We start from the raw sequence: 25,078 nt of genomic DNA on the forward strand, positions 1-25,078 counted from the left end.
AGCAATTCACTATTCCATCGTGATTTCGAGTGCCAGACCACGGAGTTCGTGGAGCAACACGTTGAACGACTCGGGGATGTTCGGCTTGGGCAGAACGTCGCCTTTTACAATGGCTTCGTACGCCTTGGCACGGCCCACCACGTCATCCGATTTCACGGTCAGGATTTCCTGCAGCACGTTGGAAGCACCGAAGGCCTCCAATGCCCACACCTCCATCTCGCCGAAGCGCTGGCCACCGAACTGCGCCTTACCACCCAGCGGCTGCTGCGTGATGAGCGAGTACGGCCCGATGGAGCGAGCGTGCATCTTGTCGTCAACCAAGTGACCCAGTTTGAGCATGTAAATCACGCCCACCGTCACCGGCTGGTCGAAACGGTCACCGCTCAGACCATCGTGCAGGTAAGCACGGCCCCAGTCGGGCAAGCCAGCCTCGGTCAATTCGCGAGCTACTTCGTCCTCGGTAGCGCCGTCGAAAATCGGGGTAGCATAAGTGCGACCCATTTTCAAACCAGCCCAGCCAAGTACGGTCTCGTAAATCTGACCGATGTTCATCCGGCTTGGTACACCAAGCGGGTTCAGCACGATGTCCATCGGGGTGCCATCGGGCAGGAAGGGCATGTCCTCATCGCGCACGATGCGGGCTACTACACCCTTGTTACCGTGGCGGCCGGCCATTTTATCACCCACCTTCAGCTTGCGCTTCTTGGCGATATAAACTTTGGCAAGCTGCACGATGCCAGCGGGCAGTTCGTCGCCCACTTCCAGGGTGAAGCGCTGACGCTTGAATTTCGCGGTGATGGTGTTGCGGCGCTTGGCGTAGTTACGCACCAGCTCCAGCACCAGACCATTCACGCGGGCATCAGCCGTCCAGCCTTCCAGAATCAGGTCCTTAAACAGGTTCACTTCTTCCGGAACGGCGTAGTTGCTTTCGTCCTTGTAGGGGTTCTTCTCGGGGAACATCCCCTCGTTGATGTTCTTGCGGTTGAACTTCACGCCCTTGGCAATCATCTCCTCGCCGAAGCGGTGTTTGATGCCCTGCGACGTTTTGCCTTCCAGCAATTGCACCAGCTTGTCAATCATGATGGCTTTCACACCACGCAGTTCCTGCGCGTAGGTCGCCTTCAAATCTTCCACTTCCTTCTTCGACTTAGCCCGGAGGTTTTTGTCTTTCTTAGGACGCGAGAAGAGCTTGGTGCCGATAACCACACCCTGCAAGGAGGGCGGCGCTTTCAACGAAGCATCCTTCACATCGCCGGCCTTGTCGCCGAAGATGGCACGGAGCAGCTTCTCTTCCGGAGTTGGGTCCGTCTCGCCTTTCGGCGTGATTTTACCAATCAGAATGTCGCCCTCTTTCACCTCCGCGCCGAGGCGGATAATGCCGTTGTCGTCGAGGTTGCGGACAGCTTCTTCGCTCACGTTCGGAATTTCCGAGGTCAGCTCTTCTTCGCCGCGCTTGGTCTCGCGCACTTCCAACTCAAACTCCTCAATGTGAATCGAGGTGAAGATGTCGTCGCGAACTACGCGCTCCGAGATGACGATGGCATCCTCGAAGTTGTAGCCCTGCCACGGCATAAATGCCACCTGCATGTTGCGGCCCAGAGCAAGTTCGCCCTGGTTGGTGCCGTAGCCTTCGCAAAGCGCCTGGCCTTTGGTCACCCGCTCGCCGCGCTTCACGAGCGGCGTCAGGTTGAGGCAGGTGTCCTGGTTGGTGCGACGGAACTTGATGAGGTCGTACGTAATACGCTCGGCGTCGAAGCTCACCATGATGTCGTCCTCCGTGAGGTCGTACTTCACCACGATTTTGTTGGCGTCCACGTAATCAATCACGCCTTCGCCTTCCGACATAATCAGGGTACGCGAGTCGCTGGCAATGCGGCCTTCCAGACCCGTACCCACAATCGGAGCCTCGGGACGCAAAAGTGGCACTGCCTGGCGCTGCATGTTCGAGCCCATCAGTGCTCGGTTGGCGTCATCGTGCTCCAGGAACGGAATCAGCGAGGCAGCTACCGAAACAATCTGGTTCGGGGCCACGTCCATGTAGGAGTACTCCGACGGGTTCACCACCGGGAAGTCACCCTCAAAACGGCCTTTCACCAACTCCTGGGTCAGGTTGCCGCCTTCATCCAGCAGGGAGTTGGCCTGCGCGATGTGGTGGGTGTCCTCTTCCTCAGCAGTCAGGAATTTCACGTTGGGGCTCATGTCCACCTTGCCGCCTTTCACGTCGCGGTAAGGGGTTTCGATGAAGCCCATGGCATTCACGCGAGCGTGCACGCACAGCGACGAAATCAGACCAATGTTAGGTCCTTCCGGCGTTTCAATCGTGCAAAGACGACCGTAGTGCGTGTAGTGAACGTCACGTACCTCGAAGCCAGCACGCTCCCGCGACAGACCTCCCGGCCCGAGCGCCGATACGCGACGCTTGTGCGTCACCTCGGCCAGCGGGTTGGTTTGGTCCATGAACTGCGACAGCTGGTTCGTACCGAAGAACGAGTTGATAACGCTGGACAAAGTCCGGGCGTTAATCAAATCCACCGGCTTGAAGTCCTCGTTGTCACGCACGTTCATGCGCTCCTTGATGGTACGCGCCATCCGGGCCAGGCCCACGCCAAACTGAGCGTAAAGCTGCTCGCCTACGGTCCGCACGCGACGGTTGCTCAAGTGGTCAATGTCATCGACAATGGCCTTCGAGTTGCTCAAGCCAATCAGGTACTTCACGATGAGCACAATGTCCTCATTGGTCAGCACCCGCGACTCCTGGTCCATGCCAATCTGGAGCTTCTTGTTAATCCGGTAGCGGCCCACCTCGCCGAGGTCGTAACGCTTGTCCGAGAAGAACAGCTTCTGGATGATGTCACGGGCAGTTTCTTCGTCAGGAGCCTCCGTGTTCCGGAGCTGACGGTAAATCTGCTCAACAGCTTCCTTCTCCGAGTTGGAGTTGTCCTTCTGCAGCGTGTTGTAAATGATTGCGAAATCCGCAATGTTCACATTCTCGCGGTGCAGAATAACCGACTTCGCGCCGGCCTCCAGAATCACGTCGATATCAGCTTCCTCAATCGTCGCATCGCGCTCCAGCAACACCTCGTTGCGGTCAATCGATACTACTTCGCCGGTGTCTTCGTCCACGAAGTCTTCCGTCCAAGTGCGGAGCACCCGGGCAGCCAGCTTGCGACCAACGGCTTTCTTGAGGTTTTTCTTGTCGGACTTCACTTCCTCCGACAAACCGAACAGGTCGAGAATGTCCTTATCAGTGCCGTAGCCGATGGCGCGAAGCAGCGTCGTCACCGGGAATTTCTTCTTCCGGTCGATGTACGCGTACATCACGTTGTTCACGTCCGTGGCAAACTCAATCCACGAACCTTTGAACGGAATAATGCGGGCCGAATACAGCTTGGTGCCGTTCGTGTGCTTGCTCTGGGCGAAGAACACGCCCGGCGAGCGGTGCAACTGCGATACGATAACACGCTCGGCGCCGTTGATAACGAACGAGCCCTTTACGGTCATGTACGGGATGTTCCCGAGGAACACCTCCTGCTCAATCGTCTCGAAGTCCTCGTTGTCCTTATCATTGCAAATCAAACGCAGCTTGGCTTTCAGCGGAACCGAATAAGTCAAACCACGGTCGATGCACTCGTCAACCGAATATTTCGGCGGGTCGACGTGGTAATCGATAAAGTTGAGCACGAAGTTTTCGCGCGAGTCCGAAATCGGGAAGTTCTCGGCGAACACTTTGAACAATCCTTCGTTAGAACGACGCTCAGCAGCGGTTTCCAACTGAAAGAATTCCTGGAACGAGCGCACTTGCACGTCCAGGAAGTCCGGGTACTCGATAACCTTCTTAATCTTGGCGAAATTGATTCGCTCGGCGGCCGTTTTCTTCAGGGCGGCCGTCTTTGCTTTCGGTGTAGCCAATGCGATGGGGATTAAAAGATGGACACAGAAGCGTAATAAAGGAAACCGCTGGGGCGGCTCGTCAGCGTTGCCAAGCAGCACCTGGCACTCCCTAACGCGCACGTAAACAGTGACGTTAGCTGACGCAAAGAAGCGCGAACTAGAAAGCTCGCGCTTTTGACACACTACAAACAGGAAAAGACCTGGCTAAGTTGCCAGGTCTAATCCTTATTCGAAGCGGGTCCGGAGATGCTTCAGGAGCAGAAACTACTTAACTTCTACTTCAGCACCGGCTTCCTCGAGCTGCTTCTTCAGCGACTCAGCCTCGTCTTTGGTTACGCCTTCTTTCAGGGGCTTGGGAGCACCGTCAACCAGTTCTTTGGCTTCTTTCAGGCCCAGACCGGTCAGGTCTTTCACCAGTTTCACCACAGCCAGTTTGGCACCACCGGCAGCCTTCAGGATAACGTCAAACGACGTCTTCTCCTCGGGAGCCTCGTCAGCAGCAGCAGCGCCACCACCGGCCATCATTACGGGAGCAGCAGCAGCGGGCTCGATGCCGTACTCGTCCTTCAGGATGGTTGCCAACTCGTTTACTTCTTTCACCGTCAGGTTTACAAGCTGCTCAGCGAATGCTTTCAAATCTGCCATTTCTGTAGATTGTTAAAAAAATGTGTTGTTGAAAATTTAATGGGGGTGCGAAAAAGCAGCTTATTAAGCGGCCTCTTTTTCGCTGAGGGTTTTGAGGATGCCGGCCAGTTTGTTGCCACCGCTCTGAAGAGCCGAGATAACATTTTTGGCGGGCGACTGGAGCAGACCGATGAGTTCACCGAGCAGTTCCTGCTTGCCTTTGATGCTGGTCAGGCCTTCGAGCTGGTCGGAACCGATGTAGATGCTAGCATCAACATAAGCGCCTTTCAGCACGGGCTTGGGGGTAGCACCGCGGGGGTAAGCTTGGGCTTTATAGAAGTCGCGCAGCATTTTGGCAGGAGCCGAGCCGCTCTCCGTAGAGAACAACACGCCCGACTGGCCTTTCAGCGCGGCATCCATCTCCGACGTATCGTGGCCGAGCGTGTCCAGTGCTTTCCGGATGAAGGTGTTTTTGTACACCTTGTATTCCAGACCGCGGTTGAACGCCAGACGACGGAAGTCGTTGATTTTCGCTACCGACATCACCGAAGCATCGACGATGTAAAACGAGTTGTGCGATTGCATTTTTCCGCTCAACTCATCCACGAGGGCTTGTTTTTCTTCCCGAGTCATGTTTGGTTGGTTTAATTAGCTAGCGGAATTTACTTGGCTGTCCACTGGAACGGCGGGCGACATCGTGCTCGAGAGCGTGATGCTCTTGATGTAAGTGCCTTTCGAAGACGAAGGCTTCAGGCGACCCAACGTCTGGATTACCTCCAGGGCGTTTTCGGCCAGCATCTTCGGGTCGAACGATACTTTACCCACCGAGCAGTGAATGATACCGGTTTTGTCAACTTTGAAGTCGATTTTACCAGCTTTCACTTCCTGCACAGCCTTGGCTACATCGGTCGTTACAGTGCCCGACTTCGGGTTCGGCATCAGACCACGGGGACCGAGCACACGGCCCAGGCGACCTACCTTAGCCATTACGGCGGGCATGGTGATGATTACGTCGATGTCGGTCCAGCCTTTCTCGATTTTCGAGATATAGTCGTCCAAACCCACGAAGTCGGCGCCGGCGGCCAGAGCTTCGGCCTCCTTGTCGGGAGTAACCAGAGCCAGAACGCGAACGGTTTTGCCGGTGCCGTGGGGCAGGGTGGCCACGCCACGAACCATCTGGTCCGCTTTGCGGGGGTCCACGCCGAGGCGAACGTCAATATCAACTGAAGCGTCAAACTTGGTGTAGGTAATGTCCTTCACCACGACTGCGGCTTCCACGAGGCTGCGCATTTGCGTCAGGTCGTGTTTGGCAAGGGCTTCCTTGCGCTTTTTGCTTACTTGTGCCATCTGTTCGTTTTTCCTTTTAATTATTCAGCAAAAGGAGAATCGCCCTTGATGGTAATACCCATGCTGCGGGCCGTACCAGCTACCTGCTTCATGGCGGCTTCTACTTGGAAAGCGTTCAAGTCAGGCATTTTGGTTTCGGCGATGGTACGCACCTGGTCCCACGTCACGGAGCCCACTTTGTTACGGTTAGGCTCTTTCGAACCGCTCGTCAACTTAGCAGCTTCCATGAGCAACACCGGAGCCGGTGCCGTCTTCACCACGAAGTCGAACGACTTGTCGGTGTACATGGTGATGAGTACAGGACAAACTTGGCCGGCTTTATCTTGGGTGCGAGCATTGAACTGCTTGCAAAACTCCATGATGTTCAAGCCTTTGCTACCAAGTGCAGGTCCTACCGGCGGCGATGGGTTCGCTGAGCCTCCCTTTATCTGCAGACGCAGATAACCTCTGATTTCTTTGGCCATTTGATTGGTTTGGCTGGGACTCCTGCGTCGTAACTCGCGCTTGCCTCAGTTTAGTAAACTCCTATTTGGAAGCCCCGCCGACCCGGAGCAATCAGTCGGCGTGGTATAATCGATGGGTTGTTTAAACCTCTTTTTCTACTTGGGTGTAGCTGAGCTCTACCGGCTGCGAGCGGCCGAAGATTTTCACCACTACGTTCAGCTTCTTACGCTCTTCAAATACTTCATCCACATTGCCGGAGAAGCCGTTGAAGGGGCCGTCTACCACTTTCACGAGTTCGCCCACTACGTAAGGCTTGTCGAGGGTAGCATCGGCTTGCTGCTCGGCTTCATCCACGATGCCGAGGATGCGATTGACTTCCGAAATGTGCAGCGGAACAGGTTTGTTGTTCGATGCGTCTTTCTTGTCTTTGTCACCGAGGAAACCAATCACGCCGGGCGTGCTGGTGATGATGTGGTCAACTTCACCGTGGCCGAGGTCGGCGTGGATGATGATGTAACCGGGGTAGAGGTTCCGCTCGCGGACGCGCTTCTTACCGTTGCGCATCTCAAACACCTTCTCTACCGGAATCAGTACCTGCGGAACAAGCTCGGTCAGGTTGTGCCGACCGAGCTCCGTTTCGAGGTAATTTTTGGCTTTTTTCTCCTGGCCGCTCACGGAGCGTACCACGTACCATTTCAATTCGCCCATCTTGATTGCTGATTAGCGAAACGAGTTGTAAAACGCTTTAAGTACCGACTCAAAGCTGACATCCATGATACCTACCACCACGGCAAACACGAGCGAACCAATCAGCACCAAGCCGGCGCTTTTTTGCAGTTCCGTCGTCGAGGGCCACGTTACGTTGTAGCGCATCTCTTCGATGGTGGTGCGGAAATAATTGCTCAGTTTGTCCATTGTGATGAAAAACACAGCGTTGCCGCTGAAATAACATGGAGCGGACCAACTGGCCCAAATTGCACGAGTGGAGAGATTCGAACTCCCGTCAAAGGTTTTGGAGACCCGTATGCTACCGCTGCACCACACTCGTTTTTAAACATTCCCACATAGCGCATTTCGCTAAAGGGAGTGCAAAGGTAAGAGAAACAGAAGACAAAACAAATACTTGCTTCTGTTTCAGCGTAAAAAAGCCGCCCCCGAGGAGTCGAGAGCGGCTTTTTTTACTGATTAAGCCGGAGCTTAGTCGAGAACTTCGGTTACCTGACCGGCACCTACCGTACGGCCACCCTCACGGATAGCGAAGCGGAGGCCTTTCTCCATTGCCACCTTGTTGATGAGCTCAACAGTGATGGTGATGTTGTCGCCGGGCATTACCATTTCAACGCCCTCGGGGAGGGTGATGATGCCGGTAACGTCGGTGGTACGCAGGTAGAACTGCGGACGGTAGTTGTTGAAGAACGGCGTGTGACGGCCACCTTCCTCTTTCGAGAGAACGTAGACTTCAGCCTTGAACTTCTGGTGAGGAGTTACCGAACCGGGCTTGCAGATAACCATGCCGCGACGGATGGCTTCTTTTTCAATACCGCGGAGCAGCAGACCTACGTTGTCACCAGCTTCGCCACGGTCGAGGATTTTGCGGAACATTTCCACACCCGTAACCGTCGACTTCAGGCCGGCAGCAGCGCCCATGCCCAGGATGTCAACTTGCTCACCCGAGTTGATGATGCCGCGCTCGATACGACCGGTAGCAACAGTGCCACGGCCAGTAATCGAGAACACGTCCTCAACAGGCATCAGGAAGGGCAGGTCGGTCAGACGAGCAGGAATCGGAATGAACGAGTCAACAGCGTCCATCAGCTCCTCGATTTTGGGAACCCAGTTGGCATCGCCGTTCAGGCCGCCGAGGGCCGAACCCTGGATAACCGGAATGTTGTCGCCGTCGAAGTCGTAGAACGAGAGGAGTTCGCGGATTTCCATTTCCACCAGCTCGAGGAGCTCGGGGTCATCCACCATGTCCACTTTGTTCATGAACACCACCAGCTGGGGAACACCTACCTGACGGGCGAGCAGGATGTGCTCACGGGTCTGGGGCATCGGGCCGTCGGTAGCAGCTACCACGAGGATAGCACCGTCCATCTGGGCAGCACCAGTTACCATGTTCTTCACATAGTCAGCGTGACCGGGGCAGTCAACGTGAGCGTAGTGACGGTTGGCCGTCGAGTACTCTACGTGCGAGGTGTTGATGGTGATACCACGCTCTTTTTCTTCGGGGGCGTTATCAATCGAACCGAAATCGCGCTTTTCAGCCAAACCTTTGCCGGCCAGTACCTGCGTGATAGCAGCAGTCAGGGTAGTCTTGCCGTGGTCGACGTGACCGATGGTGCCGATGTTTACGTGCGGCTTGGACCGGTCGAAATTTTCTTTAGCCATTGTAAAGAGTAAAAAAGAGGTGGTGAAGTGAATTTGAAGTAAAAACGGACCCTACACGAAGAAAGCGAGACTCAGCCCCTACTGTAATAGAAAACTGTGCGTCGCTTGCCTGAGAGAACCGTGCCGGCAGCCGGAATGATTCCGACTGCTGGACTTGTGTTGTAATCTGAGCCATTTATGGGATTTGAACCCATGACCTCTTCCTTACCAAGGAAGTGCTCTACCACTGAGCTAAAACGGCTTATTCTGTGAAATGAGCGGGAGACGAGGTTCGAACCCGCGACCTGCAGCTTGGAAGGCTGCCGCTCTACCAACTGAGCTACTCCCGCAGATGGCATCATGTAAAAAAAGTGGGGGTAACAGGACTCGAACCTATGAACCCGAAGGAGGTGAGTTACAGTCACCCGCAATTGCCGCTATGCGATACCCCCAGTTTTGGTGCTTCCCGGCCGATTGCTGAGAGGCGTAACCCCTTCCGTTTCGCTGCTACCGAAGTAGTAGTGTTTCGTAAGGAGTCGCAAAATTAGAGGTTTTTTGACACAAGGCAAGGGATGGAGCAAAAAAAGGTTGTTCTTTTTTTGCTCCATTTGCGGAAGTTGCTCCTACATAAGGTTATAAAATGCTTTGAGTCGGTCGTCAGTTTCCTTCTCCCGGATGTTCTGGAGCGTGGCTTTGAGGCTGGGCATGGATGGAAGTAGCAAGGCGAGGCTCTTGTAGGCCCCCAAGCGGATGTCGTAGCGCGGAGCGTTGCGGGCATAATCCTCGAGAATTTTGAGGCCCTTGTCACGCTCTACGGGCGGGATGTGGGTCATGAGTGTTCCGAAGGACTGGAAGTAGGCGTAGAGGTCGCCTTCGGTCACGTCGGGAAGGCGGCGCAGGAACCAAGGGTATTGGTCGAGGTTACCATTGAGGGCGTAGTAACTGGCAATGGCGACGAGAAGCGGACTGCTCGTGGTGTTTTCGATGGCGGCGACCTGCTGACGGGTGGTGGGCTCAGGCTTTTTGGCGAGGACTTCGAGAGCGGCGGCAGCTACCAGCGCAGAGCTGTCGCCGACGGCTTTTCCGTAGATGGAGCCATAATTACCGTCGGGGAAGGTGGCGAGCGTGGTGATGGCTTGGGCGCGGACGCGGGACACAGGGTCGGAGGCGAGGCGCTGGATGTCCTTGCGCATGCCTTCGGGCTCGGGGCCGCGATAGCGACGGAGGTGGTCGAGGGCGAGGCGGCGCACGTTCCAGAATTTGTCGTTGAGGGCGTTGCGGAGCATGCTACTCACGGACATCTGGTCGGTTTTGTTCTGGAGCAGTTCCAAGACTTCGGATTTCTGCTGGTAGCTCTGAGCATGGTAGAACTGGAAAACCAGCTCATCGGTGGTGCGCTCTTCATCGAACTGGGCCAGGAGTTGGCTTTCGCTGTCGAATTTTACGAGGTTGGGTTTCTGGTTGGCGGGCAGCTGGAAAGTCTGGTCGGCTTTGGTGACGGTGATGTGGTGCTCGGTGGGCTGGTTGCTGCCGGTCCAGACGGCGACGGTTACGGGCAGGCGGTAGACGGGCTGAAAGAGCGTGTCCTGGGTTTGCTGTACGCGCAGGCTCACCTGGCCGTTGGTGTAGCTGTGGGTGATGCGCAGTTCGGGATGGCCGCGCTTGAGGAACCACTGGTTGAAAAACCACATCAGGTCTTCGCCGGTGGTTTCTTCGAACGCGACGCGCAGCTTGGAGATTTCGACGGCGGAGAGCTTGTTCTGGGTGAGGTAGCGGTTGAGGGACGCGAAGAAGGCTTCGTCGCCCACGTATTTGCGCAGCATATGGAGTACGCGGCCGCCCTTGTCGTAGGAATGGCGGTCGAGCATGTCCTCGCGGTTGACGTAGCGGTAGCGGATGAGGGGTTCGCGCTTGGACTGGGCTTCTTCGAGGTAGTTGTTGATTTTGATTTCCTGGACCAGGCCGGCTTCGTCGGCGCCGTACTTGTACTCGGCCCAGAGATATTCGGAATAGTCGGCGAAGGACTCGTTCAAAGGCAGGTTAGCCCAGCTTTCGCAGGTCACGTAGTCGCCGAACCAGTGATGGAACAGCTCGTGCGCTACCACAAACTCGGAGGTCTGGAAATTGGCGTCGAGCAACTCACGCTTGGTGGTTTGCACGAAGCTGCCGAAGGTGGACGCGGTGGTGTTTTCCATGGCTCCACTCACGTAGTCGCGCACGGCTACTTGAGCGTATTTTTCCCAAGGGTATTCTACGCCCAGCTTTTTGGAGAAGAAATCCAGCATCTGGGGCGTGTGGCCGAAGACGGCGCGGGCGGTGCCGGCGTATTTCGGCTCCACGTAGTAATCGACAGGCTTGCCGTGCCAAGAGTCGCTTACCACGGCGAAGTCGCCGACGACCATAGTGGCTAGGTAGGGTGCGTGGGGCTCGCTGAGCTTCCAAGTATCGGTGCGGGTGCCGTCGGGGTTGGCGTGGGAGGAAGTGAGCAGGCCGTTGGAAAGCGTTTTGAACTGCTTTTCCACCGTCATGCTGATTTCCTGCGTCATGCGCTGGTTGGGCTTGTCGATGGTGGGAAACCAGCAGGAGCTGGACTCCGTCTCGCCCTGGGTCCAGATTTGGCGGGGCTTGTTCTTCTCAGCGCCCAGCGGGTTGATGAAGTACAACCCCTTGTCATTGGTGATAGCGGCGGAACCGCCCTGGGGCAGCTCGTTGGGCTTGGCCACGTACACGATGCGCACCTGGTAGGGCGTGCTGCGCGGGTACGGGTGGTCGAGGGCAATGACGAGCTTGCGGCGGTTGTAGTTGTAAGTGAGGTTTTTGGTTTTCTTGTCGCTCACCAACTCAACTTTCTGCACGTCGAAGCCTTTGGCATCGAGCACTAATTCCGACTGAGGATAGAAATGCGAGCGCAGCGTGAGCAGCGCCGTGCCCAGTAGGTGCTGCTTTTTGTAATCGAACCGAACGTCGAGCTTGGTGTCGGTTACCTCGGTGAGAATGGTGGCGGCGGGCTGGATTGGAGCCTCCGAAGGCAGCCAGGACGGCACCACGAGGCCAGCCGGCGCGGGCGCGGTAGGCGGTGCGGGTGCGACTTTTTTATGAACGGGCGCTTTGCTGGGCAACCTGCCCGAGCCGGACGTGCCTCTTTGCGCAACCGCCAGAAACTGTACGAATAACAACAGGCTGGTAAGGCCCGGAACCAGATACTTCATGCCAACAGCTACAGGCGAAAAACGCCTCAATTTCTGAATTAATTTGAGATTTGGGCTACCTTTAACCCCGCTTTCCTCCCACCCCATTCGCTTTCGATGTTCCAAATCAGCACCGCCCCCGACCAAGTTTGGGAAGTAGACTATCGCGCCACCGACGCTATCATGCTCAATGGCCAGCCGTTGGCCTGGGATGTAGTGGATTTGGGCGAAGGTCGGTTTCATGTGCTTTACGAAGGTCGCTCCTACAATGCGGAAGTTGTAGAAATTGACCACGCCACCAAAAACATTGTGTTGAAGCTGAACGGCCAGCGCGTGGCCCTGGCGGCCAAAGACCGGTTCGACCTGCTCCTCGAACGCCTCGGCATGAGCAACGCCGCTGCCGCCAAAGTAAACGAGCTGAAAGCCCCCATGCCCGGCCTCATCGTAGATATCCGCGTGACGCCCGGCCAGGCCGTGCAGAAGGGAGACCCGCTGCTGGTATTGGAGGCCATGAAAATGGAAAATATCCTGAAAGCGCCCGCCGATGGCACCGTGGGCAGCCTGAAAGTGAACCTGCGCGACAACGTGCAGAAAGGCCAAGTGCTGGTGCAGTTTGCCTAGCGTCGGTCGCCTAATATTTAGCTTGAACTACTCAATCCTCTCGACTTGAAATACAATCGCATCCTCCTCAAGCTCAGCGGCGAAGCGCTGATGGGCCAGCAGCAGTACGGCATCGATGCCGAGCGGCTGATGCAGTACGCCTCCGAAATTAAATCTGTGGCCGCGACGGGCGTGCAGGTGGCCGTCGTAATTGGTGGTGGCAACATCTACCGCGGCGTGCAGGCCGAAGCCTTCGGGCTCGACCGCGTGCAGGGCGACTATATGGGCATGCTGGCCACGGTCATCAACTCGATGGCCCTGCAAAGCGCCCTGGAGAAGCTGGAAGTGAGCACGCGCCTGCTTTCCGGTCTCACCATTCAGCGGGTGTGCGAGCCGTATATCCGGCGGCGCGCGGTGCGGCACCTGGAAAAAGGTCGCGTGGTGATTTTCGGGGCCGGCATCGGCTCGCCTTATTTCACGACAGACTCGGCGGCTTCGCTGCGGGCCATTGAGATTGAGGCCGACGTGGTGCTGAAAGGTACCCGCGTGGACGGCATTTATACGGCCGACCCGGAGCAGGACCCCACGGCCACGCGCTACCCCGAAATCACGTTTGATGAGGTGCTGAGCAAGAATCTGAACGTGATGGATATGACGGCCTTCACGCTTTGCAAGGAGAATAACCTGCCCATCATTGTGTTCGATATGAACACGCCCGGCAACCTGGAGCGCCTGCTGAACGGCGAGGCGATGGGCACACTGGTGAGCGACGGCGGCACCGGCCCCGGCCGCGATGGCCGCAAGCCATTACTTGACACCAAGAAAAGTCTCCTCCAGCCGCTGGTGGGCAACCAACCGGAACAAGCCTAATTTTTAGTTGTCAGGTGTTCATTGTCCGTTGTTAGTTTGCAGCGGAAAACTGATAACCGGACCTGACAACTGATAACCAATAATTGACAACTCACTAAAATGGACGAAGAAATTCAGTTTTACCTTGATGAGCTCGCGGAGTCGATGAGCAAAGCGCTGGCGCACGTAAACGTGGAAATGAGCCGTATCCGGGCCGGCAAGGCATCACCAGCCATGCTCGACGGCTTGCGCGTGGATTACTACGGCACACTCACTCCTATCAGCCAGATTGCCAACATTACGGCTCCTGATGCCCGCTCGCTGCTCATCAAGCCTTGGGAAAAAAACATGATTAGCGAGGTGGCCAAGGCCATCAAGAACAGCGACCTGGGCCTGAACCCAGTTTCGGATGCCGAAGGTGTGCGCCTGAACATCCCGGCCATGACCGAGGAGCGTCGCCGCGAGCTGGTGAAGCAGGCCAAGAATGAATCGGAAGCTGGCAAGGTGCGGGTTCGGGGCATCCGCAAGGATGTGAACGAGTCGCTGCGCAAGCTGCTGAAAGAAGGTGCTTCGGAGGATGCCGTGAAGAGCGCCGAAGAGAAAGTGCAGAAAACGACGGATTCTTACATTGCCGAAGTTGATAAAGTCCTCAGCAAGAAGGAATCGGAGATTATGACTATCTGATTTGGTCTGATTGAAAACAAAAAAGCCCGGCGGATTATCGTCGGGCTTTTTTTGTGGCGTTTTACTTTACGCAGTGCTGTTCTACTGCGTCAATTCGGCTTCGACGGTGGCGGGTACCAAATAGCGGATGCTGTGGCCAGCGCGCAGGCTTTCGCGGATGTAAGTGGCCGAAATGTCCAGTAACGGCGCGGTTATCACCTGCACGCGGGGAAAGGGTACTAAATCGGGGCTGGGCGAGCCGGGCCGGGGATACACGTAGATATCGATTTCGGCCAGCAGGCGGGCTGATTCGTGCCAATTTGGGAGGCCGGGGAGGTTGTCGCTGCCCATCAGGAGCACGAAATCGTGCGTGGGGTGGCGCTGCCGCAGGGCGTCGAGCGTGGCGATGGTGTAGCTGGGGCGCGGCAGGCCGAACTCGATGTCCTCGGCGCGCAGGCGGGGGTTATCGGCAATGGCGAGCTGCACGAGGTGCAGGCGCTGGGTGTCGGGCAGCAGGTCGGCGGCGGCTTTGAAGGGATTGTGGGGCGTGACCACGAGCCAGACTTCGGCCAAATCGGTGCGCGTGGCAAAATGCTCAGCCAGGATGAGGTGGCCGGTGTGCACGGGATTGAACGAACCGAATAGCAGACCTACCCGGCGGCCACTCATACGATGGCCGGCTCGCCGCTGATGAACTGGCGCACCAGCTTTTCGGCGTGGTCGGTGGCCTCGTCGAGGTTATCGTTGACGACGGTGACATCGAAACGATTCTCGAACCCAAGCTCGAAATTGGCTTTGTAAATCCGTGAGGAAATGCTGGATTGCGAATCGGTGGCGCGGGCCTGCAGGCGCTGCTCCAGAACTTCGATGGACGGCGGGCGGACGAAAATAGCCAGCGCCCGGTCCTTGTAGAATTCCTTGATGCTGAGGCCACCTTTCACGTCGACATCGAGAATGGCGTGCTTGCCATTGTCCCAGATGCGTTCGATTTCGGACTTCAGCGTGCCATAAAACGCGCCTTCGTACACCTCTTCCCACTCCACGAACTCATCGTTGCGGATTTTGTCCTGGAATTCCTGAACGGAGATGAAATGGTAGTCTTTGCCTTGCACTTCGGCCCGGCCGCGGCGGTCGCGGGTGCAGGCGGAAATGGAAAAGCTAAGCTCGGGCAACCGGTCCATAAGGCGGTGCACGATGGTGGTTTTGCCAGCGCCCGAGGGGGCCGAAAACACAATGATTTTGCCTTGCATCACGCAAAGCTACCGGTATTAGGCCATTTGCGCACCTACACGGGCCAAAATGGCATCGTGAAGGGTAGCCGGAATGGGCTGCCGGGTAACGCGCTGGTTCAAAAAACCGATGAAAACGCGCTGCTTTTCGAGGTCGTCGAAGCAGGGCGAGCAGTCCGTGGCGTGGTCGTAGAGGTAGTCTTCGTCCTCGGCGGTCAGGTGCTGGCCTTCGATGAGTTGGTCTAGTACAGTATTCACTCGTTCGCAGTCGGGGCCATTAGCTAAAATGGGAGCCGACGTATTGGTTTCTTTAGTAGCAGATTGGTTCATAATTGAAAATGCAGGAAAGGGGTGAGAAGCAATGAAGTATGCGGCCGAGAATAATGCGTCCCTGTTGATGACGTTAATTATTCTCGGCCTCGGTTAGTTCCGTATCGTCGTCTATTGCATCATTGCCATAGCCCATCGACTGGGCGTATTTCTCTAGCTTATCCTTGAGGAAATTGCGGGCCCGGTGCAGGCGCGAACGCACCGTACCAATCGGAATATCAAGCACTTTGGCCATCTCCTCGTAGGTAAACCCTTCGAGGTCACAGAGGATGATGACGGTGCGAAAATCGACTGGCAAAGAATTTAACGCGCTGGCAACTTCATCACCGATGAGGTCGCGGGCCGACTGCTGGCGCATGTCGGAAGAGGAAGCGCCGATTTCGCCTTCGGCCTCTACGTCGTCGGGATTGTAATAGCCCTCAATCTCGCTGTAGTCGACCTTGGCGGGCTGCTTGCTTTTCTTGCGGAAATCGTTGATAAACGAGTTCTTAAGAATGCGAAAGAGCCAGGCCTTGGCGTTGGTACCGGGCTCAAAGTACTCGAAGAATCGGTATGCTTTGAGGTAGGTTTCCTGCACCAGGTCGTTGGCATCATCCTCGTCGAGGGTGAGGCGGTAGGCAAAATTGTAGAGCGGGTCGAGCACGGGCATCAACTCGGCCTGAAAACGCCGGTCTTTTTCCTCTTTGCTCAGTTTGACCCGTTCGGGGGAATCGCTCATACAGGTGGGCGGGGGAAATTGCAGGCCGAAACCTACGAAGGAATAGGGGATTATGACACTAACACTCGTATATGCCGCTACTCGGAAGTGGTGGGTGGCCGAGTTGCTTCACGTCAAAACCGCCCGCTACGCAATGCTACTGGCAGTCATTAGAAGCCAAAAATAGCAAAGCGCAACGTGCGGCGCATTGCCCGATGTACGGATTGCAGCGTCTGCTAGGTTGCGATACAGTGAATAAGCAGCAAACTAACTGGACGAATTGGCCATTGTTTGACGCTAAATGCCATTTATTATTCGACCGGCAACGGCACCCAGGCGGCCACCCGCGCCGCTACCGCCGCCGCCTCGATGGCTCGGATGCAGGTGCAGGCAGCGGGCTGCTGCCGGCAGTCGTCGCAATTGGGCTTGTCGAAAACCATAAATTCGGCGTGCTCGCCCAGCGGGGCCCAGCGGCCGGGGTGCATGGGCCGGATGGGCGGGTAGAGGCCCAGCGCGTAGCGGCCCAGCGCGGCGGCCAGGTGCAGTGGGCCGGTGCTGCCGGCCACGAGGCCATCGGCGGCGGCGATGAAGGAGATGAACTGCGGCAGGCTGAGCTGGCCGGTGAGGTCGGCGGCGAGGAAGGCGGCGTTTTCCTGAAGCCAGGGGGCTAGCTCCTCCCCTTCCGCAGCCGTGCCGGTGATAAAGACGCGGTGGCCGGCGCGGTGTAGCAGGCGGGCGAGCTGGGCGAAATTATCGAGGCCCCACTCGCGGGCGCTGCCCCGGCTGCGCGGGTGGAGGATGACGTTGAGCTGGCCGGGCTGGCGCTTCTGTAGTAGCTGTTGGAATTGCGGCAGCAGAGTTTCGGTGGCTTGCAGGCGCACCAGATGGGCTATTTCGGTTAATGAAGGCTCGGAAGTATCGCCCAAAGGCTGAAGCAGCTTGTGATTTAGCTGGGATTCGTGCAGAGGCGAATGGCGGCGGCTGAGGGCCACCAGCCGGTTGCAGGTCAGCCAGTGCTGCCAGCGGTTACGCGTGCCGATGCGCAGGGGAATTTTGGCTTTTTGGGCGAGGCGGGCGAGGGTTTTGTTGGGGAAAACGTGGATGATGGCGGCGGCTTCGTAGGCGCGCAGAGCTTCTACTTGGGCAGTTTCGGACTGTTTCAGCAGCTCATCCAGGTTCAGGAAATCATCGACCCACGGGCAGGCGGCGGCCACAGGCGCAGTGTAGGTGCGGCCAATGAGCACCACCCGGCAGCCCGGGAACAGCTGCTTGAGCCGCCCGCACACCGGCAGGGTCAGCACCACGTCGCCGATGGCGTCGGTGCGGGAGACGAGGAAGGTGAAGTTTTTTTCCGGGCTCATGCTTCGGCTTGTTCGGTGCGGGTTTTCAGCTTGGCGAATTTCAGGAACACGCCCCAGGCCGAGATGCCGGCGATGCACAGGCCGGCGAAGCCATCGAGAAAGCCGAGGCGGAAGATGTAGCCGTGCACGAATTTCCAGAGCGGCTTGAGCAGCAGGTGAAACAGATTGACGTTGGTGCGGCCGCGCAGGGCCAGCTCCTGGGCCGTGATGCTGGTGAACTTATTGAGCTGACTGACGTGCTGCGCGATGCTGTGGTAGCTGTAGTGCAGGGCATCGCCGGTGAGCGGGGCGGTGGTCTGGCCGGGGTTTACCTCGAATTTTTCGTGCAGGAGTAGGCCGGTCCAACGGCCCAGGCGACGGTCGTAGAGGCGCAGTTTGCGGTCGGGATACCAGCCGCCGTGGCGCACCCAGTGGCCGCAGTAATTGGTGAGGCGGGCCAGCGAATAGGCGGCGTGCTGCCAGTTTTGCTTGGCCTGGCGAATGGACTGGCGCAGCTCCTCGGTCAGGACTTCATCGGCGTCGAGCTGCAGAACGTGGTCGAATTGAGCTTGGCTGGTGGCGTAGTTTTTCTGCTCGACGTAGCCGGCGAAAGCGTGCTGCAGGACGCGCACGCCGTGCTGGCGGCAGATTTCCACGGTGGCATCGGTGGAGAAGGAATCGACTACGAGCACGTCGTCGGCCACGTCGCCCAGGGCCTGGAGGCAGCGGGCGATGTTGGCCGCTTCGTTGAAGGTGATGATGACGACGGAGAGGGAGACGGGCATGGGTGGGCAAATATCCGGCGTTTTTACTGACCGGGGCTTCGGCCGCTTGCGCAATATTTTCGTATCGCAACCCGCCGGGCGTGCGTAACTTGCGCCCGAATTCGTTTCTCAACACATGAAAAAAACGCTCCTCCCCGGCCTGTTGGCCGCTGCTCTGCTGTCGCTCACGCTGCCTTCGTGCGGCCCGTCTGCCACCGAGGGCGACGATGACATCGCCACCACCACCCTGCCCCCGCTGCCCGCCGCTCCCGACACCACCAAAGGTGCCAAGCAGCCCGAGCAGATGCGCGAGCTGAACTCGGTGAACGCCACGGAGGACATCAAGAAAATGCAGCCGCAGATGTAATCACGGCTTTTTGCTGGATTAACCGTGATTTTGCTGCTGTCGTTTCAGCCTCTTTTGCGGGTATTAATCGGGCCGTTACTGCTGAGGCGGTGGCGGCCCGATTTCTTTTTCTTCCGACTCAACTATCATGGAAAACAACATTGTGCTGCGCCGGGGCGTGGAAGCGGATTTAGCCCAAGTGCTGGGCCTGATTCAGGAACTCGCTGAGTATGAAAAAGCGCCGGAGGCCGTGACCAACACGCTGGCCGCTATGCAGCGCGACGGCTTTGGCCCGGCTCCCATCTTCGGCTTTTTCGTGCTGGAAAATGAGGCGGCTGAAATTGTTGGACTGGCGCTGTTTTACACGGCTTACTCCACCTGGAAGGGCCGGATGCTCTACCTCGAAGACCTGGTGGTGACGGAGGCGGCGCGGCGCGGCGGCCTGGGCCGGCTGCTGTTCGATGCCGTGGTGGCCGAAGCCCGCGCCACTGGGGCCGTGCGCCTGAAATGGCAGGTGCTGAACTGGAACGAGCCCGCCATCACCTTCTACAAAAAGCTGGGCGCTACCATTGAGGATGAGTGGCTGAACGGCAACCTGGACGAGGCGCAGCTCGGGCGCTACGAAGTGGCCCCGGCGGCGACGGCTGTGGCCGCGCCAGTCACGGGGCGTAGCTTGTAGCTCCTGAAGTGACGACAAAAAATCAACCCCCGCCGGGCTCGTACCCGGCGGGGGTTGGTCGTTTTATCGGAACTGGTTTTGCTGAAGCTGTTAGGTAGTGGTGCAGCACTAATCAGCTCACAGCCGGATAAATTTCTGATTACCGGTGCGGCCCTGCGCGTCCTGCCAGCGCAATACGTACAGGCCGGGCCGCGTGTCGGGCAGGTTTAAATTGAGCACGTTCAGGCCGGTGGGTACGCTGAGGGCGGTGGCCAGGATGCGGCGCCCCAGCGCGTCGAACACCCAGAAAATCACCGTGCCATCAGCCGAAGCGGGGTATTGGAGGCGCAGTTGAGAAGCGGTTACCGGGTTAGGAAAAATGCTGACCCCGGCGCTCTCCGAGCTAAGGGCCACGGGGGCGGGGTTGTCGAGCGAGCCATCGGGGCGCTGGAGGCGGAGGCGGTAGTAGCGCAGGCCACCGGGCGGCTGGGCATCCACGTACTGGTACTGACTGGCGGGGGGACGCGGGGCCACGATGGCAATTTGCTCCCACGCGGTGGTGTCGCCGCTCAGGCTGCGCTCTACCACGAAGCGGCTCAGGAAGCACTCGTCGCGGGTGGTCCAGTTGAGGGTGGCCCCGGTCCCGGCCGCATACTGGGCGCTCAGGCCGGTGAGCGGGGCGGGCAGCAGGGCCGGACCGCTACAGCCCAGGTTGCGGAAGCTGCGCACCCGCAGCACCTGCCGGCCACCGGCTACTTCGCTGAGGGGGTCCAGCGCCCGGGTATTCTGGCCAAAACTCAGCGCGTAGTGCATCACCGCGCGGGGCAGGTTGAGGTGGTTGAGCTGCTGGGCGTGGCCCAGCTCGTGCACGGCCACCGACTCGAAATCAATCTGACTGGAGCTGGCAAGGGCTGGCCCGAACTGAAAGGCTGACCCATCATCGAACTGCATGTCGATTTCCTTCACCCAGAATACCACCTCGCCGTTGGAGGCGTAGCAGCCTTTGTAGTAGCTGGTGGTGCGGCCCAGCACGCGGGCGGGCAGCTCGGCCCCTTGGTCGAAAGCGACGACGTTCTGGCCGTCTTCGGCAATGGTATTGGTGGCGTTGGCGGAGCCTGTTTCCCAGTTCATGCCAGTCTGGCAGCGCCAGGTGGCCAGCGCCCGCTGCCAGGCCGCGGCGGGCGAGGCCGTGAAATTGGGGCCGAAGCGGAAGGTGATGCCGCCGGTGGCATTCAGGGCAATGTGGTTGGGGCGCTGGAGGAGCTTGCCGTCGGTGCTTTCCACGTTGGTGAGGGCGTAGACGATGGTGACGGGCGTGCTGCTTTCCACAGTGAGCTGGTCGGAAGTGGTGACGCGCACGGGGCCGGAGCCGGCGGGGTGGCCGTTGCTCACCGGGCTGCCGCCATTGGCCGTGGAGGGCACCCGCACCTGGATTCGGTTATTGGTCCAGCTGATATAATCGTCGTCGCGGACTTTCACGCGGGTCGAGCCGCCATCGTCGGCGTTCCGAAACTCGACAAAGCCACTGCCCCGGGTGCTGCCAAAGCCGTCGCCGGTGATGGTGAGCACCGCGCCGGTGCCGGCCGTGAGGCTCACGGGCGAAAACCCGGCGATGGTGGGGGCCGCCGTGCCGCGCCGCACGGGCGTGGCCGTTTTGGCCAAGGCAGGGTTGGCCTGCAATACCTGGCGCGCCTGCCCCGTGAAGGCAGTTATTTCCTGATAAAAGCCCGAATCCAGCCCTTTGTAAACGCGGAATGGCTCGGTGGCCGTGCCCTCGATGGGGTTGAATTGGATGAAGCCCTGCTCGCTGCCTACGGGGGTGTAAGCGGCGGGGCCGACCACTGGCAGTCCCGGCCACGGTGCGGCTTTCAGGAAGAAAACGCCCTGCTGGCCGGGCGTGAGCTGCAGGGTGTTGGTGAGAATTTGCTGGTCGAGGCCAAGGCGGCCGCCTTCGGTGAGGACGGTGAGGCCGGTGGTGTCGGCCACCTGGCCTTTCAGCAGGGAAAATACCCGCAGGCGGTGCCGGGTGAAGAGGTGCCGGTGGTCGGCATCCCAGAAGCTGCGGGCATCGAGTACCTGCGCTTCGACCACCAGGTCCGACTGCCGGGCGCGGCTAGCGGGCTCCAGGGGCAGCATCAGGCAGCGCGTTTCGGCGGGGGCCTGGGCCTGAGCGACGGCCGGGATGGCTGCTAATACCAGCACTCCCAATACGCCCGCCCATTTGCGGCTTCTAACACGGTTAATCAGTAGCGAAAACGACATAAGCAAGAAGGAAGAGCGAGGGCCACCCAAGATACGGAAAACCGGAACGAAGGAGGCCTTAGCGCCCGCGTTGGGCCTGGGCCAGCTCGCGGGCCAGCCGGCGGTTTTGGTGGTACTGGCGCAGGTCGCGCCAAATGACGCCGACGAACACGTTGAGCCGGTAGCTGAAGTACATGCCGTCGAAATCATCTTTGTAATCAATCTCAAATACCGATTTGCGGTAGCCCACGCTGCCACTCACCCCCACCCAGCGAAAAGGTTTGACCAGGACGGCAAGGCCCGCCTCGACGGGCACGAACAGGCCCCGGCTGTCGGTGGTGGTGCGGCCGGTTTGGTCGGTCACGGTGTAGTGGCTGCGGCCCAGGCCCACTTCCAGCGGCAGGCTGATTTCGAGCCAGGGCCGCTGGAAGAAAACGTAGCTCACGTTGGGCGTGAAGTAGGTAAGGTCGAGCTGGGGCGTGAGGGTATCGGGGGCCTTTTTGGTGCGCTTGCCGTTTTTATACTGATAGATGTAGAGGGCAGTATAGTCGCGGCTGAGGGTGTAGCCGCCCAGGCCCAGCCGCCAGCGCCGGCCGGGCAGCACCACGCCGGCATTGGCCCCGATGATGTGCACGGCCGACGACTGCACGAAAGACTCGCGGTTATCGAGCGAAATCACGAAGCCCACCCGGCGGCGCGGGGCCACGGCCGCCGGGCACGGCGGCCCCGCCACCTCGCCGGCCGAATCGGCGGCGGGCCGGCTTTGGGCGGCCCCGGCCCGGGCACCCAGCAGCAAGGCGGCCAGCAAGCCCGCCCCGAGATAACGCGTCATAGCAAAACAGTAGAGTTGAGGCAATCGGGCTAAAGCTAAGGCCCTGGCATGAGTTATTTATGTAGCCGGCCGCCCACAGAGACAAAGCGCGGCGCAGGTCGTTTAAGGCGCAGGTCGTTTAATCAGCCGGCTAGGCCAGCGGGCGCGGGCTGGGGCTGCCATTCGGGCGAATTGTTGGCCACCACGGGCCAGCCGTTGGCATCATATTCCAGCCGGGCCAGGATGAGCACGCGGCGCGAGTAGCCTTCGGAATCGTCGATGGCATCGAAGGTGGGCTGGCGGGGGTCGATGGCGTGGCAGGCCAGCCAGTCCTGGCCGGCGGCATCGGTCACCACGCAGTTGTGGCCGGGGGCATGCCAGTGGGCATTGGCGGCGAGCAGGGCGGCATGGGGGTTGGCGGTGGCGGCGGCGTAGCTTTCGAATGGCCCGGTGGCGTGGCGGGCGCGGGCTACCAGCACGGCGTAGTGGGCGCGGGGGCCGCAGCAGTTATCGCCCGAAAAAAACAGGTAGTACCAGCCGTTCCGTTGGTGCACCCAGGCCCCTTCGATGAGGCGGTGGTAGTCGGCGGGGTCGTGGGAAACGCTGGGGTGCAGCACGGCCACGGCCTCGCTGCCGGGGGCGAAATTCAGGCGGTCGTCGGCCAGCTCGCGCACCCAGATGGGGCCGAAACCCGAGCCCCAGTACAGCAGCCGGCGGCCGGTAGCGGGGTCATCGAACGCCATGGGGTCGATGCAGGTGAAGCCCGGGCCGGGCAGCATGGCATGGCCAATGTCCACGAACGGGCCAGCGGGCGCATCGGCCACGGCCACGGCGAGGCTGAAATAATTGGCTCCATCGGGCCGGGTGGAATAGTAGAGGTAGTAGCGCCCGCCGTGCTCGCTAACGTGCGGGGCCCAGATTTTCTGGCTCAGCAGCGCCCAGTCGGGCTTGGCGGGCAGGCCTTCGCCGAGGTATTCCCAGGCCACCAAATCGCGGGAACGGGCTATTTGCAGGTTGATGATGATGCCGGCACGCTTGGTTTGGGTACCGTAGGCGTAGTACCAGTCATCTGGGGCTCGGATGATGGTGGGGTCCGGAAAATTGTCGTCGATGACGGGGTTGGTGAACATGGGCGGCGAGTGGGTGGCGGGGCAGTATACGCGGCGGCCTACCGTTCTCGCTGCTGCTGTAGCCACAGGCAGGCCGAGGCAATATCATCGAAAGTGCCCACCAAGGGGTTGCTGATGGGATATACCCGCTCCTCAGTGGCGTGGCGGGCTTGCAGGCTGAGGGGCAGTACCCAGGCGAAGTAGCGCAGGCCTGCGGCCTGCATTTCCTGTAGCCACCGGCCGCCCCATTGGGTGCGCGGCATGTGCACGGCGAGGACGTTGGTGCCGTCGGTCAGGATTTTCTGGCAGGGCCACTGTCGCAGGCTGGCCAGCATCTGCTCGCAGGCGGCCAGGGCCAGGGGACCGTCGTAGGGGCCGCGCAGGTCCACGTAGAGCCAGCGGTTCGGCTCGTCGCGGCCGATGAACAGACTGGGAGAATCGACAACGGTTTGCAAGGGCAGATTCAGAGACAGGGCGGGCAAGGGCGTTTGGCGCATTCAAATAACGACAGGAAACCCTCCCCAGCCACGAATTTTGCCGCCCGATGCCGGGGCGCAAATACTTTGCGGGCCGCGCATCTATCTGCTGCGGCCGGGCGCTAGCTTTGTGGTTCTGCTTGCGCCGGAAGTTGCCCGAAAGTCCGGGAAACCGCTTGCTCTCGCCCTCACTCCCACCCTCTTTGCTGATGTTCAAAAAAAGTGTTGCCCTGCTGGCTTTGTTGTGTGCCCCGTTTAGCCTGCTGGCCTGGGGCGTGATGGGCCACCGGGCCGTGGCCAAAATTGCCGAAAACCACCTTTCCGCCACCGCCAAGCGCGAAGTAGCCCGCATTCTGGGCACCCAAACCATGCCGCTGGTGAGCACCTGGGCCGATGAGCTCCGCGCCGACCCGCAGTTTAAGGATACGGCGCCCTGGCACTACCTCAACGTGGTGACCGGGCTCGATTTCGCCGCCTTCGTGAAGCAGTTGAACGACCCGGCTACCCTGGCCCCGGCCGCGCCCACCAACGCCTACACCGCCCTGCTCCAAGCCCGCCGCGACCTGAAAGACCCCAAGAAAACCGCCGACGAAAAGCTCGTGGCCCTCAAATTCGTGATTCATCTGGTGGGCGACGTGCACCAGCCCCTGCACGTAGGCCACGCCGAAGATAAAGGCGGCAACAGCATCATGGTGAACTGGCGTGCCAAGGAAGACACCAACCTGCACAGCGTGTGGGACACGGCCCTGATTGAGTACCCCGGCTTCACCTACAGCGAAATGGCCACGGCCTACGACCACGCCACGCCCGCCCAAATCAAGCAGTGGCAGAAGGACGATATGACGACCTGGCTCTTCGAGTCGTACCAGCTCTGCACGCCCATCTACGCCAGCGCGGCCACCCCGCCCACCAAGTTCGACTGGCACTTCTACCCCACCTTCGGCCCCACCGTGGAGCAGCAGGTGCTGAAAGCCGGCATCCGCCTGGCCGGGGTGCTGAACGAGACGTTTGATAAGTAGTAGCCAACCCGCCCTGCGCGGGCAGCCCGAAACAGAAGAAGCCCCGGCCGCGTGAGCAGCCGGGGCTTCTTCTGTTTTAGAGCAA

The 25,078-nt window shown here is 59.0% G+C and carries 25 protein-coding genes and 4 tRNA genes; 6 read left to right on the plus strand and 23 right to left on the minus strand.

The annotated features are described in order from the left end of the window. Positions 1 to 9: 9 nt before the first annotated feature. From rpoB to AAFH49_RS09325, 13 genes are all read right to left on the minus strand, one after another. Positions 10 to 3,879 carry a DNA-directed RNA polymerase subunit beta gene (rpoB, locus tag AAFH49_RS09265; RefSeq protein WP_342297597.1) on the minus strand — a complete coding sequence of 1,290 codons (3,870 nt, stop codon included), beginning with the start codon at positions 3,877 to 3,879 and terminating at the stop codon, positions 10 to 12. 276 nt (positions 3,880 to 4,155) lie between these two features. Beyond that, positions 4,156 to 4,536, minus strand: coding sequence for a 50S ribosomal protein L7/L12 (rplL, locus tag AAFH49_RS09270; protein ID WP_068191708.1), 381 nt, complete (start codon positions 4,534 to 4,536; stop codon positions 4,156 to 4,158). Positions 4,537 to 4,599: 63 nt separating this feature from the next. Continuing rightward, the gene (rplJ, locus tag AAFH49_RS09275) at positions 4,600 to 5,148 is read right to left on the minus strand and encodes a 50S ribosomal protein L10 (RefSeq protein WP_342297538.1); all 549 of its coding nucleotides are present in this window, start codon (positions 5,146 to 5,148) and stop codon (positions 4,600 to 4,602) included. Between the two features lie 15 nt (positions 5,149 to 5,163). Next, on the minus strand, positions 5,164 to 5,862 hold the full coding sequence (rplA, locus tag AAFH49_RS09280) for a 50S ribosomal protein L1 (protein ID WP_342297539.1): 699 nt from the start codon (positions 5,860 to 5,862) through the stop codon (positions 5,164 to 5,166). A gap of 20 nt (positions 5,863 to 5,882) precedes the next feature. Beyond that, positions 5,883 to 6,326 carry a 50S ribosomal protein L11 gene (gene rplK / locus AAFH49_RS09285; protein ID WP_342297540.1) on the minus strand — a complete coding sequence of 148 codons (444 nt, stop codon included), beginning with the start codon at positions 6,324 to 6,326 and terminating at the stop codon, positions 5,883 to 5,885. 121 nt (positions 6,327 to 6,447) lie between these two features. Continuing rightward, positions 6,448 to 7,014, minus strand: a complete 567-nt coding sequence (gene nusG, locus AAFH49_RS09290; protein WP_342297541.1) for a transcription termination/antitermination protein NusG — start codon at positions 7,012 to 7,014, stop codon at positions 6,448 to 6,450. A gap of 12 nt (positions 7,015 to 7,026) precedes the next feature. After that, entirely contained in the window at positions 7,027 to 7,221 is a 195-nt protein-coding gene (gene secE, locus AAFH49_RS09295) for a preprotein translocase subunit SecE (protein WP_342297542.1), read from the minus strand. A 62-nt stretch (positions 7,222 to 7,283) separates the two neighbouring features. Further along, positions 7,284 to 7,354, minus strand: a tRNA-Trp gene (locus AAFH49_RS09300). 149 nt (positions 7,355 to 7,503) lie between these two features. Further along, on the minus strand, positions 7,504 to 8,694 hold the full coding sequence (tuf, locus tag AAFH49_RS09305) for an elongation factor Tu (RefSeq protein WP_342297544.1): 1,191 nt from the start codon (positions 8,692 to 8,694) through the stop codon (positions 7,504 to 7,506). Positions 8,695 to 8,863: 169 nt separating this feature from the next. After that, a tRNA-Thr gene (locus AAFH49_RS09310) sits at positions 8,864 to 8,935 on the minus strand. 15 nt (positions 8,936 to 8,950) lie between these two features. Further along, a tRNA-Gly gene (locus tag AAFH49_RS09315) sits at positions 8,951 to 9,023 on the minus strand. Positions 9,024 to 9,045: 22 nt separating this feature from the next. Beyond that, a tRNA-Tyr gene (locus AAFH49_RS09320) sits at positions 9,046 to 9,125 on the minus strand. 171 nt (positions 9,126 to 9,296) lie between these two features. Beyond that, complete coding sequence (locus AAFH49_RS09325; RefSeq protein WP_342297546.1) at positions 9,297 to 11,882, minus strand: M1 family aminopeptidase; 2,586 nt, start codon at positions 11,880 to 11,882, stop codon at positions 9,297 to 9,299. Positions 11,883 to 11,978: 96 nt separating this feature from the next. Between AAFH49_RS09325 and AAFH49_RS09330 the strand changes: the two genes are divergently transcribed. From AAFH49_RS09330 to frr, 3 genes are all read left to right on the plus strand, one after another. After that, entirely contained in the window at positions 11,979 to 12,482 is a 504-nt protein-coding gene (locus AAFH49_RS09330) for an acyl-CoA carboxylase biotin carboxyl carrier protein subunit (protein WP_342297548.1), read from the plus strand. Positions 12,483 to 12,527: 45 nt separating this feature from the next. Further along, positions 12,528 to 13,331 (plus strand): UMP kinase, encoded by an 804-nt coding sequence (gene pyrH, locus AAFH49_RS09335; protein ID WP_342297549.1) that lies wholly within the window; start codon positions 12,528 to 12,530, stop codon positions 13,329 to 13,331. A gap of 99 nt (positions 13,332 to 13,430) precedes the next feature. Next, positions 13,431 to 13,994, plus strand: a complete 564-nt coding sequence (frr, locus tag AAFH49_RS09340; RefSeq protein WP_342297550.1) for a ribosome recycling factor — start codon at positions 13,431 to 13,433, stop codon at positions 13,992 to 13,994. 81 nt (positions 13,995 to 14,075) lie between these two features. Here frr and nadD read toward each other — a convergent pair whose 3' ends face one another. The 6 genes from nadD to AAFH49_RS09370 all read right to left on the minus strand — a co-directional run bounded on the left by nadD (position 14,076) and on the right by AAFH49_RS09370 (position 18,354). After that, the gene (gene nadD / locus AAFH49_RS09345; RefSeq protein WP_342297552.1) at positions 14,076 to 14,642 is read right to left on the minus strand and encodes a nicotinate (nicotinamide) nucleotide adenylyltransferase; all 567 of its coding nucleotides are present in this window, start codon (positions 14,640 to 14,642) and stop codon (positions 14,076 to 14,078) included. Beyond that, positions 14,639 to 15,223: a guanylate kinase gene (gene gmk, locus AAFH49_RS09350; RefSeq protein ID WP_342297554.1), complete on the minus strand. Its 585-nt coding sequence runs from the start codon at positions 15,221 to 15,223 to the stop codon at positions 14,639 to 14,641. Before gmk ends, nadD begins: the two co-directional genes overlap by 4 nt. A gap of 18 nt (positions 15,224 to 15,241) precedes the next feature. Further along, positions 15,242 to 15,532 carry a hypothetical protein gene (locus tag AAFH49_RS09355; RefSeq protein ID WP_342297555.1) on the minus strand — a complete coding sequence of 97 codons (291 nt, stop codon included), beginning with the start codon at positions 15,530 to 15,532 and terminating at the stop codon, positions 15,242 to 15,244. A gap of 73 nt (positions 15,533 to 15,605) precedes the next feature. After that, positions 15,606 to 16,250 carry a sigma-70 family RNA polymerase sigma factor gene (locus AAFH49_RS09360; protein ID WP_342297556.1) on the minus strand — a complete coding sequence of 215 codons (645 nt, stop codon included), beginning with the start codon at positions 16,248 to 16,250 and terminating at the stop codon, positions 15,606 to 15,608. A 290-nt stretch (positions 16,251 to 16,540) separates the two neighbouring features. After that, positions 16,541 to 17,590 carry a glycosyltransferase family 9 protein gene (locus AAFH49_RS09365; RefSeq protein WP_342297558.1) on the minus strand — a complete coding sequence of 350 codons (1,050 nt, stop codon included), beginning with the start codon at positions 17,588 to 17,590 and terminating at the stop codon, positions 16,541 to 16,543. After that, the gene (locus tag AAFH49_RS09370; protein WP_342297560.1) at positions 17,587 to 18,354 is read right to left on the minus strand and encodes a glycosyltransferase family 2 protein; all 768 of its coding nucleotides are present in this window, start codon (positions 18,352 to 18,354) and stop codon (positions 17,587 to 17,589) included. The genes AAFH49_RS09365 and AAFH49_RS09370 overlap by 4 nt, the downstream gene beginning before the upstream one ends. Before the next feature lie 115 nt (positions 18,355 to 18,469). On the opposite strand from AAFH49_RS09370, the gene AAFH49_RS09375 reads away from it, so the two are divergent. Next, a complete protein-coding gene (locus AAFH49_RS09375; RefSeq protein WP_342297562.1) occupies positions 18,470 to 18,700 on the plus strand; it encodes a hypothetical protein in 231 nt (76 codons plus the stop codon). 127 nt (positions 18,701 to 18,827) lie between these two features. Continuing rightward, complete coding sequence (locus tag AAFH49_RS09380) at positions 18,828 to 19,358, plus strand: GNAT family N-acetyltransferase (RefSeq protein WP_342297564.1); 531 nt, start codon at positions 18,828 to 18,830, stop codon at positions 19,356 to 19,358. A 117-nt stretch (positions 19,359 to 19,475) separates the two neighbouring features. On the opposite strand, the gene AAFH49_RS09385 is transcribed toward AAFH49_RS09380, so the two are convergent. From AAFH49_RS09385 to AAFH49_RS09400, 4 genes are all read right to left on the minus strand, one after another. After that, positions 19,476 to 21,599 carry a T9SS type A sorting domain-containing protein gene (locus AAFH49_RS09385; protein WP_342297565.1) on the minus strand — a complete coding sequence of 708 codons (2,124 nt, stop codon included), beginning with the start codon at positions 21,597 to 21,599 and terminating at the stop codon, positions 19,476 to 19,478. A 58-nt stretch (positions 21,600 to 21,657) separates the two neighbouring features. Then, positions 21,658 to 22,410, minus strand: coding sequence for a hypothetical protein (locus AAFH49_RS09390; protein ID WP_342297566.1), 753 nt, complete (start codon positions 22,408 to 22,410; stop codon positions 21,658 to 21,660). Between the two features lie 122 nt (positions 22,411 to 22,532). Beyond that, positions 22,533 to 23,519, minus strand: coding sequence for a glycoside hydrolase family 43 protein (locus AAFH49_RS09395; RefSeq protein ID WP_342297567.1), 987 nt, complete (start codon positions 23,517 to 23,519; stop codon positions 22,533 to 22,535). Between the two features lie 38 nt (positions 23,520 to 23,557). Beyond that, a complete protein-coding gene (locus tag AAFH49_RS09400) occupies positions 23,558 to 23,995 on the minus strand; it encodes a hypothetical protein (RefSeq protein WP_342297568.1) in 438 nt (145 codons plus the stop codon). A gap of 188 nt (positions 23,996 to 24,183) precedes the next feature. On the opposite strand from AAFH49_RS09400, the gene AAFH49_RS09405 reads away from it, so the two are divergent. Continuing rightward, positions 24,184 to 24,993: a S1/P1 nuclease gene (locus AAFH49_RS09405; RefSeq protein ID WP_342297569.1), complete on the plus strand. Its 810-nt coding sequence runs from the start codon at positions 24,184 to 24,186 to the stop codon at positions 24,991 to 24,993. Positions 24,994 to 25,078: the final 85 nt, after the last annotated feature.

Source organism: Hymenobacter segetis (assembly GCF_038448715.1).
Taxonomy (GTDB): Bacteria; Bacteroidota; Bacteroidia; order Cytophagales; family Hymenobacteraceae; genus Hymenobacter; species Hymenobacter segetis.